This window comes from Pleomorphomonas carboxyditropha (genome assembly GCF_002770725.1).
Taxonomy (GTDB): Bacteria; Pseudomonadota; Alphaproteobacteria; order Rhizobiales; family Pleomorphomonadaceae; genus Pleomorphomonas; species Pleomorphomonas carboxyditropha.
On record NZ_NQVN01000002.1, the window covers coordinates 208,861 to 223,221 of the forward strand.

The 14,361-nt window shown below is 66.9% G+C and carries 12 protein-coding genes; 3 read left to right on the forward strand and 9 right to left on the reverse strand.

Annotation, left to right across the window (positions count from 1 at the left end; genetic code table 11):
- Positions 1-16: 16 nt before the first annotated feature.
- Positions 17-1,495, reverse strand: coding sequence for a tagaturonate reductase (locus CJ014_RS05440; RefSeq protein WP_100079521.1), 1,479 nt, complete (start codon positions 1,493-1,495; stop codon positions 17-19).
- Positions 1,496-2,398: 903 nt separating this feature from the next.
- Between CJ014_RS05440 and CJ014_RS05450 the strand changes: the two genes are divergently transcribed.
- From CJ014_RS05450 to CJ014_RS05460, 3 genes are all read left to right on the forward strand, one after another.
- A complete protein-coding gene (locus CJ014_RS05450) occupies positions 2,399-3,373 on the forward strand; it encodes a TRAP transporter substrate-binding protein (RefSeq protein WP_100079523.1) in 975 nt (324 codons plus the stop codon).
- 184 nt (positions 3,374-3,557) lie between these two features.
- On the forward strand, positions 3,558-4,112 hold the full coding sequence (locus tag CJ014_RS05455; RefSeq protein ID WP_100079524.1) for a TRAP transporter small permease: 555 nt from the start codon (positions 3,558-3,560) through the stop codon (positions 4,110-4,112).
- Entirely contained in the window at positions 4,103-5,383 is a 1,281-nt protein-coding gene (locus tag CJ014_RS05460) for a TRAP transporter large permease (protein WP_100079525.1), read from the forward strand. Before CJ014_RS05455 ends, CJ014_RS05460 begins: the two co-directional genes overlap by 10 nt.
- Positions 5,384-5,506: 123 nt before the next feature.
- On the opposite strand, the gene CJ014_RS05465 is transcribed toward CJ014_RS05460, so the two are convergent.
- The 8 genes from CJ014_RS05465 to CJ014_RS05500 all read right to left on the reverse strand — a co-directional run bounded on the left by CJ014_RS05465 (position 5,507) and on the right by CJ014_RS05500 (position 14,152).
- Positions 5,507-6,232 (reverse strand): GntR family transcriptional regulator, encoded by a 726-nt coding sequence (locus tag CJ014_RS05465; RefSeq protein ID WP_207765675.1) that lies wholly within the window; start codon positions 6,230-6,232, stop codon positions 5,507-5,509.
- 176 nt (positions 6,233-6,408) lie between these two features.
- Positions 6,409-7,803 carry a glucuronate isomerase gene (gene uxaC, locus CJ014_RS05470; RefSeq protein ID WP_100079526.1) on the reverse strand — a complete coding sequence of 465 codons (1,395 nt, stop codon included), beginning with the start codon at positions 7,801-7,803 and terminating at the stop codon, positions 6,409-6,411.
- 289 nt (positions 7,804-8,092) lie between these two features.
- The gene (locus CJ014_RS05475) at positions 8,093-8,287 is read right to left on the reverse strand and encodes a hypothetical protein (protein WP_100079527.1); all 195 of its coding nucleotides are present in this window, start codon (positions 8,285-8,287) and stop codon (positions 8,093-8,095) included.
- Between the two features lie 30 nt (positions 8,288-8,317).
- The gene (locus CJ014_RS05480) at positions 8,318-9,868 is read right to left on the reverse strand and encodes a cisplatin damage response ATP-dependent DNA ligase (RefSeq protein ID WP_100079528.1); all 1,551 of its coding nucleotides are present in this window, start codon (positions 9,866-9,868) and stop codon (positions 8,318-8,320) included.
- Positions 9,865-10,860 (reverse strand): ligase-associated DNA damage response exonuclease, encoded by a 996-nt coding sequence (locus tag CJ014_RS05485; protein ID WP_425351895.1) that lies wholly within the window; start codon positions 10,858-10,860, stop codon positions 9,865-9,867. Before CJ014_RS05485 ends, CJ014_RS05480 begins: the two co-directional genes overlap by 4 nt.
- Positions 10,861-11,098: 238 nt before the next feature.
- On the reverse strand, positions 11,099-11,413 hold the full coding sequence (locus CJ014_RS05490; RefSeq protein WP_100079529.1) for a hypothetical protein: 315 nt from the start codon (positions 11,411-11,413) through the stop codon (positions 11,099-11,101).
- A gap of 76 nt (positions 11,414-11,489) precedes the next feature.
- Positions 11,490-12,926 (reverse strand): UdgX family uracil-DNA binding protein, encoded by a 1,437-nt coding sequence (locus CJ014_RS05495; protein WP_100079530.1) that lies wholly within the window; start codon positions 12,924-12,926, stop codon positions 11,490-11,492.
- Positions 12,923-14,152 (reverse strand): putative DNA modification/repair radical SAM protein, encoded by a 1,230-nt coding sequence (locus CJ014_RS05500; protein WP_165790753.1) that lies wholly within the window; start codon positions 14,150-14,152, stop codon positions 12,923-12,925. Before CJ014_RS05500 ends, CJ014_RS05495 begins: the two co-directional genes overlap by 4 nt.
- Positions 14,153-14,361 lie beyond the last annotated feature (209 nt).

Below are 14,361 nucleotides of genomic sequence, written 5' to 3' on the forward strand. Positions count from 1 at the left end.
GCGGCTTCTCCTGGTGTCAGATGGATCGGCGGGCGTCGATCAGCGCGCCCAGCCGGTCGAAGCTCATCGGCTCCCGGGTCAGCGCCGCGAAGTCGGCGACGACGGCCGCCCGCAAGGCCGGCGTATCGATCGACTGGCCCCAGAAGGCGGGCTCACCGAGATAGGCCGAGACCATCGCTTCGCGGCCGGCAGGTGTGCCGTCGTCGAGCGCGCCGATCGCCTTGATCCTGTCGAGGATGTCGGCGGCGTCGCGCGGCGGATAGGCCTCGGCGCCCTTGAAGCGGCCGAGATAGAAGACGAGCCAGGCGGCGAGCGCCAGCGTCAGCAGCGGCGCCGGCCTGCCGTGGCGCTCCATGTAGGCGGTGAGGCGGTCGAGATCGCGCGTCTGGTACTTGACGAGGCCGTTCAGCGAGATGTCGTACCAGAGGTGGCGGATATAGGGGTTGGCAAAGCGCCTCAACACCGCGTCGGCGAACGCCTGGAGCTCGTCCCTCGGCAATGTGAGGAAGGGGATGACCTCCTCGGCCAGCAGCCGGTCGAGGAACTTGGCCCCGACCTTGGTGGTCACCGCCTCGCCCACCGTCTCGATGCCGCAGATCAGGCCGAGGGCGCAGAGCGCGGTATGCGCGCCGTTGAGGATCGCCACCTTGCGCGCCTTGTAGGGCGTGGCGTCGGGGACGACGATGGTGTCCGGATCGTATGTGGCAAGCGGCAGGCGCAGCTCCGGCTGGCCGGGCTGCCGTTCGATGACGAAGAAGTGGAACAGCTCGGCAGTGGTCATGAAGCGGTCGCCGTAGCCGAGCTCCTGCTCGATCGCTGCCGCCTCGGCCTTCGGATAGCCCGGCACGATGCGGTCGACCAGCGTGTTGTAGAAGGCGTTGGCCTCCTTCACCCAGGCGATGAAGCCCGGCTCGAGGCCCCATTCCTCGGCGTGGCGCAGCACGATGCGCCGGAGTTCGTCGCCGTTGTGGTCGATCAGCTCGCAGGCGATCATCTGCCAGCCGGCTTCCGGCCTGCCGCCGAACGCCTGCCAGCGCTCGTGCAGCAGGCGCGTCATCTTGCCGGGGAAGGAGGCCGGCGGCGCGTCGGCGTACTGGACGGTCGGCACATAGGCGATGCCGGCGTCGGTGGTGTTGGAGATGACGACAGTGATCTCCGGATCGCGGGCCAGCGCCAGCACCTCGTGCCAGTGCTGATGGGCGCCGATCTCGCGTCGCACCGCGCCGACGACCCGCGCCTCCGACACCTTGGCGCCGTCCTCGGCGACGCCGCGCGACAGCACGGTGTAGAGCCCGTCCTGCTCGTTGAGCCAGTGCGGGTTGCCCTGGGCGATCGGCCGGACGATCACGACGCCCCAGTCGAGGCCGCCGGCCTCGTTCATGCGGTCGATCTTCCAGTCGACGAAGGCGCGCAGGAAATTGCCCTCGCCAAACTGAAGAACGCGCATGGTCGGGCGCGTCCGACCTCCGAGCTGCGCCGCGCCGATCTCTATCATGTCAAGCTCCCCACCAAATCGGATCCGTTTGTGATATATCACGTGATATATAAGACGGCAATTCGCTTGCCGCAAGCAAGCCTACGCACAACCGCGGAGGGGCGATGACGGCGCACCGCCTTGGGGGAGGGCGGTTGGCGGGATACGCCACTCCCCAACCGGCGGCCCCCGATGGCGCAGTACCGATCCGGCCCGCATGTCGCTCGCCACGCCCGAGCGTTTTGGCGTCCTGCGGAGAAGCGGCGGCTCGCGCAAAAAACGAACGCGGCCGGCTGACGAGTCCGCCTCGCGCCGCCGATGCGGCGACCTTCGCGGGCGGCCGGCCATCGGTATTCGACCCAATGGCGTTCCAACTTTGAAACAATTGACGGCCTGCGTCCGCTAGTAATATATCACTGAATATATCAGAGCGTCGCCGCGGTCGAAGGGCCGGCTTTGGGGGCATGCGCAGTCGATATTGCGCATGGATGGAGAAGGACGCGCGACGGCGCCACGGTCTTGCTGGGGGAAAGCGTGCAGCGGTTGTTGGATCATGAGGTTGACGAGATCGCTCGCGCCTTCGTGACGGCGCGTCGCCGGGCACGCAATCTTGCCGCTTTTCCCTGCCGCCTGCCGGAGCGCCCCGACGGCGCCTGTCGCATCCGGAACCGCGCCATCGCGCTCGATGGCCGCCGCGCTCGCCGCGCGCGGCCGCAATCTGTCGGCCGGCGACATCGTCCCGACCGGCATGACGACCGGCACCCACGCCGTGGTGCCGGGGTCCCCGGGGCGCGCACCGCCTTTGGGGAAACTGTCGGGGTGGACATCGCCGTTCGGGTGATCAGGCCCGAGCTGCCGTAACGCATTCGATCGGCTTGCCGGCTCTGCCGGCGGCCCGAGCCTTGTGAGGATGGGAGGACCGAAATGAAGCTTACCTACACCGTTGCCATGACCCTTGCCGCCGGCGCGATGGCGCTCGGCGTATCCGCCGTCGAGGCCCGCACGTTCCGCGCCGCCGACGTGCAGCCGCCGGATTACCCGACCGTCAAGGCCGTCAACTTCATGAGCGACGAGCTCAGCAAGGCCACCGACGGCAAGTACAGCATCAAGGTGTTCCCGAGCTCGCAGCTCGGCTCGGAAAAGGACACCATCGAGCAGATCAAGCTCGGCGCCATCGACTTCCTGCGCGTCAACGCCGGCACGCTCAACACCATCTGCCCGGCCATGACCGTGCCGGTGATGCCCTTCGTGTTCCGCGACGTCGACCACTTCCACCATGTCGTCGACGGCCCGATCGGCGACGAGATCCTGGCCGACTGCGAGGCGCACGGCATGGTCGGCCTCGCCTTCTACGATTCCGGCTCGCGCTCGTTCTACACCCGCAATCCGGTGCGCAGCATCGACGACCTCAAAGGTCTCAAGATCCGCGTCCAGCAGTCGGACGTCTGGGTGGCCATGATGAAGCTGCTCGGCGCCAATCCGACGCCGATGCCGACCGGCGAGGTGTTCACCGGCCTCAAGACCGGCCTGATCGACGGTGCCGAGAACAACTGGCCGACCTACCAGACGTCGCACGCCTACGAGGTGGCCAAGTACTACACGCTGGACGAGCATTCGATGGCGCCCGACGTGCTGCTGATGTCGAAGAAGGTCTACGACAGCTTCACGCCGGAAGAGCAGGCCGCCGTCCGCAAGGCCGCCAAGGACTCCGTGCCCTACATGCGTCAGCTTTGGGCCGAGCTCGAAAGCCAGTCCCAGGACATCGTCGGCAAGGCCGGCGTCGAGGTGATCACCATCGACAAGGCGCCGTTCCAGGCCGCCATGAAGCCGCTCTACGACGAGTTCCTGACCGATCCGGCGCTCAAGGACCTGCTGCAGCGCATCGCCGACTTCAAGTGAGGACCGTGGCCAGCCGGCGGCATACCCGCCGGCCGGCCACCGACGGCTATGGGCAGAACCGGCCCGGCGGCGCCAGGCGTCCCGATGGCTTTCCGGCCGGGCTGCCGCCTCTTCCAATCGTCATCGCCTGTACGCCAGCCGCCGCCGCCCGGCGACGACCGGACAGGCTCAAGGAGATAAACGGATGGCTGCGAACCTGCAGACCCCGACGCGCCGACTGACGACCGAGGAGGTCGGCGGGACTTTGGCGGTCTATTTCCGCTTTCAGGCCCGGCTTTCGCGCATTTGCCTGAAGTTCGCGGTGTTGGGCCTGATCATCATTCTCCTGGCGGTCCTCTATCAGATCTGGGGCCGCTACGTCATGAACGACTCGCCGTCCTGGACCGAGATCCTGGCGCTGGTCGTCGTTCTCTACGTCACCTGCTTCGCCGCCGCCGTCGGCGTGCGCGACGGCCGCCACATCGGCATGGAGTCCTTCCTGGCCTTCGCGCCGCCCAGGGTCCGGCTGTGGGCCGACATCGCCGTCTATCTCGGCATGATGGTGTTCGGCGCCTTCATGAGCTACGGCGGCACCGTGCTCGCCGGGGAAATGTGGGAATACGTCAATCCCGGCCTGCCCATCAGCCAGGGCTGGTCCTACGTGCCGCTCGCCGTCGGCGGCCTGCTGATCATCATCTTCGCCATCGAGCGCATCATCGCCCGCGTCAACAACCTGGAGGTCGTTCCGTCATGGCACTGACCATTCTCTGCCTGACCTTCGTCCTCGGATTGCTGGTCGGCATGCCGGTGGTGTTCGCCATCGGCCTGTCCTCGCTCGCCACCGTGCTCTACGAAGGGCTGCCCGTCGCCGTCGTCTTCCAGCGCATGGCGGCCGGCATGAACGTCTTCGCCTTCCTGACCATCCCCTTCTTCATCTTCACCGGCGAACTGATGATGTACGGCGGCATCGCCGACCGCATCATCCGCTGCTCGAAGGCGCTGGTCGGCCACGTGCGCGGCGGCCTCGGCATGACCAATGTGGTGGCCTGCACCATGTTCGGCGGCGTTTCCGGCTCGCCGGTCGCCGACGTCTCGGCCATGGGCTCGGCGCTGATCCCGCTGATGAAGAAGGAAGGCATCGACGCCGACTACGCCGTCAACGTCACCACCTATTCGTCGCTGGTCGGCGCCGTCATGCCCACCAGCCACAACATGATCATCTACTCGCTGGCCGCCGGCGGCATCGTGTCGATGAATTCGCTGATCATGGCCGGCGCCGTGCCGGCGGTGATCCTGTCGATCGCCAACCTGCTGACCGCCTACTTCGTCGCCCGTGCCCGCAACTACCCGCGCGGCCAGTTCCCCGGCTGGCACGAGGTGGCCCTGTCGCTGGCCGTCGCCTTGCCCGGCCTGTTCATCATGGTGATCATCGTCGGCGGCATCCTGTCCGGCGTGTTCACCGCCGCCGAAGCCGGCGCCGTGGCGGCCCTCTATGCCCTGCTCCTCACGGTTTTCGTCTACCGCAGCCTGAGCTGGCAGCATTTCCTCAAGGCGGCGGCCAAGGCCTCCAAGACCACCGGCATCGTGCTGCTGCTGGTCGGCATCTCCACGATGTTCGGCTATCTGATGAGCATCTACGGCGTGGCCGAGCTGGCCGGCCAGTTCCTGAGCTCGATCAGCACGACGCCATGGGTCGTCTTCATCCTGGTCGACATCGCGCTGTTCGTATTCGGCATCTTCCTCGACATGGCCGCCCACATCCTGGTCTGCACGCCGATCTTCCTGCCGATCGTCGTCCAGTACGGCATGGACCCGGTGCAGTTCGGCATCATCGTGCTGCTCAACTGCACCATCGGCCTCAACACGCCGCCGGTCGGCGCCGCCTTCTACCTCGGCTGCGCCATCGGCGAGGTGTCGGTGAGCAAGGTGGTCAGGTCGATCTGGCCGTTCATGGCCGCCTTGTGGGTGACGCTGCTGATCGTCACGCTGGTGCCTGAGACGTCGATGTTCGTGCACGATCTCCTGAAGTAACCGGCGGAAGCCATCCGCCCGGTTCATGCAGAGCGGCCGCCTCCCTCGGGGAAGCGGCCGTTGTCGTTTCTGGTCAGGCGTGTGGTAGCGGCGGGTCTGGCCGGCGAAAAGCCGGCATGCGCCTCAGCGGCCGTTGAACTCCGGCAGGTGGTTGATGAAATAGGCCGGCAGCTTGAGGCTCATCACCTCGGCCATCGGCAGCACGCCTTCGAGATGCTCGCGCATCAGCCGCGTCGCCGCCTCCGCGTCCTTGGCGATCACCGCCTCGGAGATGCGACGGTGCTCGGCCACCACGTTTTCCATGCGCCCGGGCACCGCCAGCGTCAGCCGACGGTAGCGGTCGATCTGCGTCTTGGCCTGCTGGATCAGCCGCCAGAAGATCGGCACGCCGGAAATGTTGGCCAGCGTCTCGTGGAAGCGCTCGTCCTGGGCATGAAAGGCGCTGTCGTCCTGGCTGGCGACGCTGGCCTCCTGCTCGGCGATCAGCGCCCGCAGTTCCGCCACGCCGTCGTCGGTGATCAGCCGGCAGGCCCGCTCGACGACGGCGAGCTCCAGCACGGCGCGCGCCAGCATCGCCTCGTTGAGCTGGTCGAGCGGAATGCGGGCGACGAAGGTGCCGACGCGCCGGAAGATCTCGATCAGGCCCTCCTCGGCGAGGCGTTGCACCGCCTCATGCACCGGCGTGCGGCTGGTGCCGTGGACCTCCGCGATGTCGCGCTCGATGATCCGTTCGCCGGGGCGCATCTGCATCGACACGATGCGTTGCCTGAGATCGAGATAGACGCGGCGCGAGGCGCTCATGGCCGGCTGATCGCCGGCATTCGTCTTGGATTGGGCAGCGTTGTCCATGACAATCCAGTTTCGCGACGGAATAATGGTTCTCGGCAACGCTATCACAGACCCGACGCTTTTCTGAAGTCCCAACAATGCCATGCGGGCCGCCGCGGCACACCGTACCCGGAGCGGCGGCCCGGAGATGGCCGGGCCGCCGCTCCAAATTTTCGCTTGCGCATCGGTCCGGTGCTCTAGAAGCCAAAATAGCCTTTGGCGTTCTCGTAGGCGACGCCGCGCACGATGGTGGCCAGCGCCTCGGCGTCGGAGGTGAACTCGCCCGCCTCGACCCATTCGCCGAGCTGGCGGCACAGCAAGCGGCGGAAGTAGTCGTGGCGCGGATAGGAGGCGAAGGAGCGCGAATCCGTCACCATGCCGACGAAGGTTCCGAGCGCCGAATGGTTGGCGAGCGTGCGGATCTGTTCGAGGTTGCCGTCGAGGTGATCGTTGAACCACCAGGCCGGCCCGAACTGCAGCTTGCCGGGCACCGAACCGCCCTGGAAGCAGCCGATCAGCGTCGACAGCACCTCGTTCATGCCGCGATTGAGGCAGAACAGCATGGTTTTCGGCAATCGTCCGTCGGCGTCCAGCCGGTCGAGCAGCGAGGCAAGGCCGGCCGAACTCGATAGGTCGGACACCGAATCGTAGCCGGTGTCCGGGCCGAGCGCCCGCATCTGCCGGCTGTTGTTGTTGCGCTGGGCGCCGATATGCAGGCACATGGTCCAGCCGTATTCGGCGTAGATGCCGCCGAGCCTCTCCAGGAGGCCGGACAGGTAGACCCCCTCCTCGGACGGCGTCAGGCTGGCGCCGCCGAGCCGCTTGGCGAACAGAGCCTGCAGCGTCGCGGCCACCACCGGACCGACCGGCAGGGCGGTGTCGACGGCGTGATCGGAGACGCGGCCGCCGCGCGCGTGGAAGAAGCCGACGCGGGACCTCAGCGCCGCGACCAGCGCTTCGAAGTCGGTGATGGCGATGCCCGACACGCCCGCCAGTCTGCCGAGGTAGTCGCCGAAGGCGGCGGCATTGATGCGCATGGCTGCATCCGGCCGGTAGGCGGGCAGCACCCGGGTGGTGAGCGGGCTGTCGGCGATGACGGCGTGCAGATCCAGCGCGTCGGCCGGATCGTCGGTGGTGCAGGCGACCTCGACCCTGGCCTGCTCGAGCAGCGCCCAGGTGTCGAGCTTGTCGAGGGCGGCGTTGGCCGCCTCCCAGATGGCCGGCGCAGTGCGGGCGTTGATGTCGAGATCGATGCCGAACAGCCGCTTCAGCTCGAGGTGGCTCCAGTGATAGATCGGATTGCCGGCCAGGAGCGGCATGATCCGGCAATAGGCATCGAACTTGTCCCGGTCGGCGGCCGCGCCGGTGATCAGCTCTTCGGAAATGCCCGCCGTCCGCATCTGGCGCCATTTGTAGTGGTCGCCGGCCAGCCAGAGCTCGCCGATATTGCGGAAGCGCTTGCGCTCGGCGATTTCGCGCGGCGGCAAGTGGGAATGGTAGTCGACGATCGGCAGATCGGCAGCCACGTCGAAGTACAGCTTCTCGGCGGTCCTGGTGGTCAGCAGGAATGTTTCGGTAACGAATGACGGCATGCCCCTACCTCCTGTCGCATATCTCTTGAACCCAACGGCTCCGTGGCAGGTGGCGTGCCCCGGACCGGACAGGCCGATGACCGTTACGCCGCCGCCCGGGTGTCGCCGCCGCGTCCATCTAATATATTACGTGATATATCAAAATCGGCTTGAAAGCGAAGCAAGATTTTCCGTCCGGTAGTTTTACCTATCGGACGCGACAGGCACGTAAATGCGCGCGGAGGCGAGCGTCACGGTTTCGCTTTTGCGGGACCGTGACAGTTGCTGAGGATCGAGGATACCGCCGCGTTCACCAGATGAATTTATATGGCATGAGCTTCCTGAGCGACTTGAGGCGCCGTCCGAAGTGTCGGCAGAGCGAGGCCGTCGGCTCGTTGCCGTATTTGTCGCAGAACGCCTGCGAACTACCGACGTCGATGCGGGCCGGATCGCCGACCGGCCGTTCGATGGTCTCGATGCCGAATTCGGCTGCCTCAAGCGGCACAGCTCGACCGCCCTCCCACCCCAATATCCGTCACAGCATGGCCCTGAGCGTCTCGAGCCGGTCGGCGTCGGCCGCCGGCTTGTCGGCTCGGATGCGCGAGATGCGGGGAAAGCGCATGGCGACGCCGGAGCGGTGACGCTGCGAGACGTTCAGCCCCTCGAACGCCACCTCGACCACCAGCTTCGGCGCCAGTTGGCGCACGGGGCCGAAGCGCTGGACGGTGTTCCTGCGCACGAACCGGTCCAGTTCGCGCAGTTCCTCGTCGGTGAAGCCGAAATAGGCCTTGCCGACCGGGACCAGCTCTTCGCCCTCCCACAGCCCGAAGGTGAAATCGCTGTAGAAACCGGAACGTTTCCCATGCCCGGACTGCGCGTAGAGCAGCACCGCGTCGATCACCATCGGATCGCGTTTCCATTTGAACCAGGGGCCGCGCGGACGACCGGCGATATAGGGCGTGTCGAGGCGCTTGATCATCACCCCCTCGATCACCGGGGCGTGGGGCGCGGCGCGCAGCCGGGCGAGCTCCTCCCAGGTTTCGAAGGGCAGAAGCGGCGACAAGCCTATCCGGGGGCTGTCGAAAGGCGCGGCTTCGAGGCGGGCGCGCCGGCTGGAAAGCGGCAGCGGGCGCAGGTCCTCGCCCCGCCAGGCCAGGATATCGTAGAGTATCAGCGCCGCCGGGTGGCTTTGCAGCAGGACGCGGCCTACCGATTTGCGGCCAAGCCGCTTTTGAAGGTCGGCGAAGGGGGCGATCTCCGCGCCGCGGCGGACCAGCAATTCGCCGTCCACCGCGCCCTCGAAGGTCATGGCCTCGATGATATCGGGAAAGGCCGCGCCGATCTCCTCTCCGGTGCGGGAATAAAGTCTGCGCATTCCATCCTCGGCAACCGCCTGGACGCGGATACCGTCCCATTTCCACTCGGCAATATGCCGGGTGGGGTCGAGCGGCGCGAGTTCTTCCGCCGTGATCGGCGTCGACAGCATCACCGGGCGAAACGGCGCGGATGCCGGGGCAGGGGAGGGGCCGCCCGCGAGCCAGGTGAACAGCGGCAGGAAAGGGGCGGCCTGCCCGTGCCAGATCTCCTCGATCTCTTCGCTGCCGCGCAGAGTGCCCATCGCCAGCGCCGTGTGGGCGAGCCGCACCGAGACGCCGACCCTGAGATTGCCCGTTGCCAGTTTCAGGAACGCCAGCCGCTCGGGAGCCGTCAGCCGGTCCAGAAGGTCGGCGATCACGCCGGGCAGCGACAACTTGCCGGTCTCGCGCAGCAACAGGACAGCCTGCGAAAGAGAAACCTCCGTGCTGACCTCCGCGTCGGTTGGCCAGATCAGCGCGATGGTCTCGGCCAGGTCGCCGACGAAATCATAGGACAGACGGAAAAGCTGCTCGTCCACCCGCTCGGAGGCCAGCCGTTTCAGGAGCGAGGGCGAGACCTGCCTGAGATCCAGCGTGCCGGTTAGCACGGCCAGGGCATAGCCACGATCCGGATCTGGCGTGGTCTGGAAATAATGCGAGAGGATGGTGAGCTTGGCGTTGCGGGCGGGCGTGAAGGCCAGACGCTCCAGGAGGCGGGCAAAGGCTTTCATTCCGGCTCGTCCTCATAGCCGATCAGCCGCAGCGGACGGGAGGGGATGCCCTCGATTTCGCACCACCGCGTCAGGCCGTCCTCGGCGCCATGGGTGATCCAGACCTCCCGCGGAGCCAGTTCGCGGATGGTGGCGGTCAGTTGCGGCCAGTCGACGTGGTCGCTGATCACCAGCGGCAGTTCGACGCCGCGCTGGCGGGCGTGGGCGCGGACGGTCATCCAGCCCGAGGCGTAGGAGAGGACGGGATCCCGGAAGCGCTGCACCCATGGCGAGGCGAAGGCCGAGGGCGGCGCAATTATCAACTGCGCCTCGCCGGGGTCGCTCGCCGCCACCAGCGGGCCGAGGTCGATCCCTTGGTCGACATGATAGTCGCAGAGGCGTTTCAGCGCGCCGTGGATGGCAATGGGGCCATGATGGCCGGCCGCCCGTGCCAGCGCGATCACCCGCTGCGCCTTGCCGAGCGCATAGGCGCCGACCAGATGCGGGCGGTTCGGAAACTCGGCGATGCTGGCAATCAGCCGTCCGGCCTCCGTCAGGGGATTGGGATGACGAAAGATCGGCAGACCGAAGGTCGCCTCGGTGATGAAGATGTCGCAGGCAACCGGCTCCCAGGGCAGGCAGACCGGGTTCGGCGTGCGACAGTAATCGCCCGAGATCAGGATGCGCGGGCCATCATCCGGGTTGATCAGGATCTGGCTCGATCCGAGCACGTGGCCGGCCGGATGGAAGCTGGCCGTCACGCCGCCGATCCGGACCGGCCCCTCGGCGATCTGGCGGCTGGCGGCGAAATCCTCGCCATATCGGATCGCCATGATGTCGAGCGTCTGGCGGGTGGCCATCACCGCGCCATGGCCGGGACGGGCGTGATCGGAATGGCCGTGGGTGACCATTGCGCGCGGAACCGGACGGAGGGGGTCGATGTAGAAATCCCCCGGCGCGCAGTAGAGCCCGGCCTCGGTGGGATAGATGACGTCCTCCGCCCTCAGCGTCATGCCGGACCCCGCGGCCCGGCCTCGCGCGTCCAATATCGGCGTTCCGCCATCCCGGGCAGGTCTTTGTCGCGAGCCGGCGTGTCGGCCCGGTCGCGCATCGGGGATTTGCGCACCATCAGTCCTGCCTTTCGGTGGGATCGGCACACTTGCGGCCTGGCCGTCCGGCCCTGCGGCCCGCAGGACAGCGATGCGGGTCGCCGAGGCCGGAAAGGGGAGGGCTCCCCCGTCCGGCCGGAGGTCAGCGGCGACGATCGAAGAAAATTCCACCAAGCACGAGACCCGCCGCGAGACCGAGAAGGCCCACGGTCGACAGGATGGTCGCGGCGGTGCCGGGATTGTCGCGCATCGCGCCGACCGCCACGTTGGCTTGCTCGCGGACTTGAGCGACCGCATGGCGGGCGCGGCCCTTGCCGTCCTCGAAAGCCTCCTGAGCGTCCTCCATCGCATCCGATGCCCGCGAGGACAGCAACTTGTTGATGTGCGACATTTCTTTCTTCAGATCGGCAATCTGCTTTTCCAGATTGGCGCGGATTTCATAGGCGGCATCAGCCATCGTGCGACTCCATTACCAGTGATCGGTTGCAAACGTGCGGCAAGCGAAAAGGTTCCCCCCAACGGACGCTGCCGGTTCATTCCCGGCCGAGGCCGGCAGCCTGCGCCGCCGAGCTGATGTCGAGCATCAGATCTTTGCGAGCCTTTGCCTGCCTCGTCCTATCCGGCAGGCGAACGATGTAGGCCGGGTGCCAGGTGATCAGAACCGGTCGTCCATGCAATCCCGTCTCGATCTGTCCCCGCCGGGAACCGAGCGGTGCGTCGTTCCCCGTCAGGGCGAAAGCGGCCGAGGCCCCGAGCGCTACCACGAGTTGCGGCCGGACGAGGGCCAGCTCCAGGTCCAGCCACCGGCGGCAATGCTCGATCTCCTGCCGCGCGGGGTTCCGGTGAAGGCGCTGCTTGCCACGCGGCGCGAACTTGAAATGCTTCACCGCGTTGGTGAGCCAGACCTCAGCGGGGTCGATCCCGGCCTCCGCCATGACGGCGCGCAGAAGCTGGCCGGCGGGGCCGACAAACGGGCGCCCCTCGAGATCTTCGCGGTCTCCGGGTTGTTCTCCGACCATCATCAGGCGGGCGGTGGCGGAGCCCTCGCCCCAGACGGTTTGGGTGGCGGTCTCGCACAACCCGCAGCGCCGGCAGTGCAGTGCGGCCGCGCGCGCCTCGTCCAGCGTCTCGGGAAGGACGGGGGCGACCGGCATCGCGGCGCGGTAGCGGGTGGAAACCGCTGCGGCGCCGGGGCGCGGTGCCGTGGCTGCCGCCTCGCGCATCCGCGCCACCCGCTCCTCGGCATCCTTGAGCATGTCGGGGATCAGCCGCGTTTCGGGCAGGTTCTTCCAGTATCTCTTCGGCATCTCGGAGCGCATCGCATCCAGCTTGATGCGAGCCGGATTGAAGATATTGGCGAAATAGGTGGCCCAGAGCGTCTCCGAAGCGTCCTCGGGAAGGTCTGGGCGCGTGCCGCCGGGGAGGAAGCCGAGGGCGCCCGCCTCGAAACGCGCGGTCAGGTGCGGCGTCGCGATCATCCAGTCCATATCGGCAAAGCGTTTCGCGAAAAACCGGCTGCCGGGCTCCAGCGTGTTGTGTTCGGGCTCGAACCAGGCGGCGAAGCGGCGCCTGCCCGTGGCGGGCAGCTCGCGGAACCGCACGAAGGCGTGCATCTTGTGAATATCGCGCCCGACGGCTTTCGCCATCAGGTTCAGCCGCCGCCCCAGCGGATCGGCCGGCGACAGCAGATCGCCCTCGCGGCGGTCGATTTGCCAGAGCGCCTGATAGAGCAGGGCCAGCCGTTCGGGCGCGCAATGCCAGATCACCGACATGGCGAGCTTCAGGAAGGACCGCGGCACCCGCGCGCGATGGGGCCCGGGCGCATCGGGCAGGGGGTCTGCGGCAAACAAGCCGCCCGTACCGGCCCAGTCCAGCTCACCGGGCGGGATGCGGTGACTGATCGCGATGCGGGCCGCCTCGCGCCAGGCATCGAACATGCCCTGTTCCGGCAGGGTGACGCCGTAGCTCATATCAAGGATAGCTGTTGCGGAGGCGGTGCGAAACGGGCGCGCAGGTCGGCGCTGTCGGTCAGCCCGCCGGGCGACCAGCCCGGCAGGGAGATGAACGGCCGCGCCTTTTTGATCAGCGCGCCCATCCGGACAAGATCCTCGTAGCGCAAGGCCCGGGTGCGGCGCGCGGCGATGATGCGGTCGACGGTGCGGGTGCCGAAGCCGGGCACGCGCAGCAGCATGTCCTTGGCGGCGCGGTTCACGTCCAGCGGGAAAAGCCCGCGATGCTGCAGGGCCCAGGCGAGCTTTGGGTCGATCTCCAGATCGAGATGGCCCGCCTTGGCGCCGGTTGCGATCTCGTCGGCGGTGAAGCCGTAGAAGCGCAGCAGCCAGTCCGCCTGATAAAGCCGGTGTTCGCGCAGCAAAGGCGGCTGGATCAGCGGCAGCGCCGATGAGGCATCGGGGATCGGCGAGAAGGCCGAATAATAGACGCGGCGAAGTTTGTAGCCCGTGTAAAGCCGGGTCGAGCTTTGCAGGATCGTCACATCGTCCGTGCCGTCGGCGCCGATGATCATCTGGGTGCTCTGGCCCGCGGGGGCGAAGCGGGGCGGGCGCCTGCCGGTGAATGTCCGATCCGTCGCGGCCTCTCCTTCCAGCCGTACCTGGGCCATCGCGGCGCGGATGGTCTCCGGGCGCTTTTCGGGGGCAAGCCGGCGGACGCTGGCATCCTGCGGCAGTTCGACGTTGATCGAAAGGCGGTCGGCGTAGAGTCCGGCCTCGCGGATCAGATCGGGGCCGGCGTCGGGGATGGTCTTGAGGTGGACATAACCCTTGAAGCCGTGGTCCTGCCGCAAGGTCCGGGCAATGCGGACCATGTCCGCCATGGTCCGGTCGGGCGAGCGGATGACGCCCGAGGAGAGGAACAGCCCCTCGATATAGTTGCGCCGGTAGAATTCCAGCGTCAGCGTGACGACCTCGTCGACCGAGAACCGCGCACGCTCGACATTCGAGGACACCCTGTTGATGCAATAGGCGCAGTCGAAGATGCAGAAATTGGTCATCAGAATCTTCAAGAGGCTGATGCAGCGCCCGTCCGGCGTATAGGCATGGCAGATGCCGCTGCCGCCGGAAGAGCCGAGACCGCCCTTGCGCGCATCCCGCCTTTCGCCGCCGGAGGAAGCGCAGGAGGCATCGTATTTCGCCGCGTCCGAGAGAATCGCCAGCTTGTCCTGGAGGGTTCTTGCCATGTGCGACAGGATATATGTTCATGATTTGTTCGTCAATTCGGCAGCCCCCGGACAGGCGAAAATATGAGGGGCGGCCGGAGGCCCGCAAGCGGCGGATCACGGGCGCCAGCATCGGGATGTTGAATGGAGGACATCTGAAGACCCTTTCGGCGAGGAAACTTCCCTTCATCCCGCTCTCACCCAAATTGTCGTCTACGGTGGCTTGTCGA

Excerpts from the sequence above, each read along its gene's own strand:
- CJ014_RS05500 (WP_165790753.1), bottom strand. The coding sequence starts at position 14,152 with ATGGCAAGAACCCTCCAGGACAAGCTGGCGATTCTCTCGGACGCGGCG.
- CJ014_RS05460 (WP_100079525.1), top strand. The coding sequence starts at position 4,103 with ATGGCACTGACCATTCTCTGCCTGACCTTCGTCCTCGGATTGCTGGTC.
- CJ014_RS05485 (WP_425351895.1), bottom strand. The coding sequence starts at position 10,860 with ATGACGCTGAGGGCGGAGGACGTCATCTATCCCACCGAGGCCGGGCTC.
- uxaC (WP_100079526.1), bottom strand. The coding sequence starts at position 7,803 with ATGCCGTCATTCGTTACCGAAACATTCCTGCTGACCACCAGGACCGCC.
- CJ014_RS05440 (WP_100079521.1), bottom strand. The coding sequence starts at position 1,495 with ATGATAGAGATCGGCGCGGCGCAGCTCGGAGGTCGGACGCGCCCGACC.
- CJ014_RS05455 (WP_100079524.1), top strand. The coding sequence starts at position 3,558 with ATGGCTGCGAACCTGCAGACCCCGACGCGCCGACTGACGACCGAGGAG.
- CJ014_RS05465 (WP_207765675.1), bottom strand. The coding sequence starts at position 6,232 with ATGGACAACGCTGCCCAATCCAAGACGAATGCCGGCGATCAGCCGGCC.
- CJ014_RS05480 (WP_100079528.1), bottom strand. The coding sequence starts at position 9,868 with ATGAAAGCCTTTGCCCGCCTCCTGGAGCGTCTGGCCTTCACGCCCGCC.
- CJ014_RS05450 (WP_100079523.1), top strand. The coding sequence starts at position 2,399 with ATGAAGCTTACCTACACCGTTGCCATGACCCTTGCCGCCGGCGCGATG.
- CJ014_RS05495 (WP_100079530.1), bottom strand. The coding sequence starts at position 12,926 with ATGAGCTACGGCGTCACCCTGCCGGAACAGGGCATGTTCGATGCCTGG.
- CJ014_RS05490 (WP_100079529.1), bottom strand. The coding sequence starts at position 11,413 with ATGGCTGATGCCGCCTATGAAATCCGCGCCAATCTGGAAAAGCAGATT.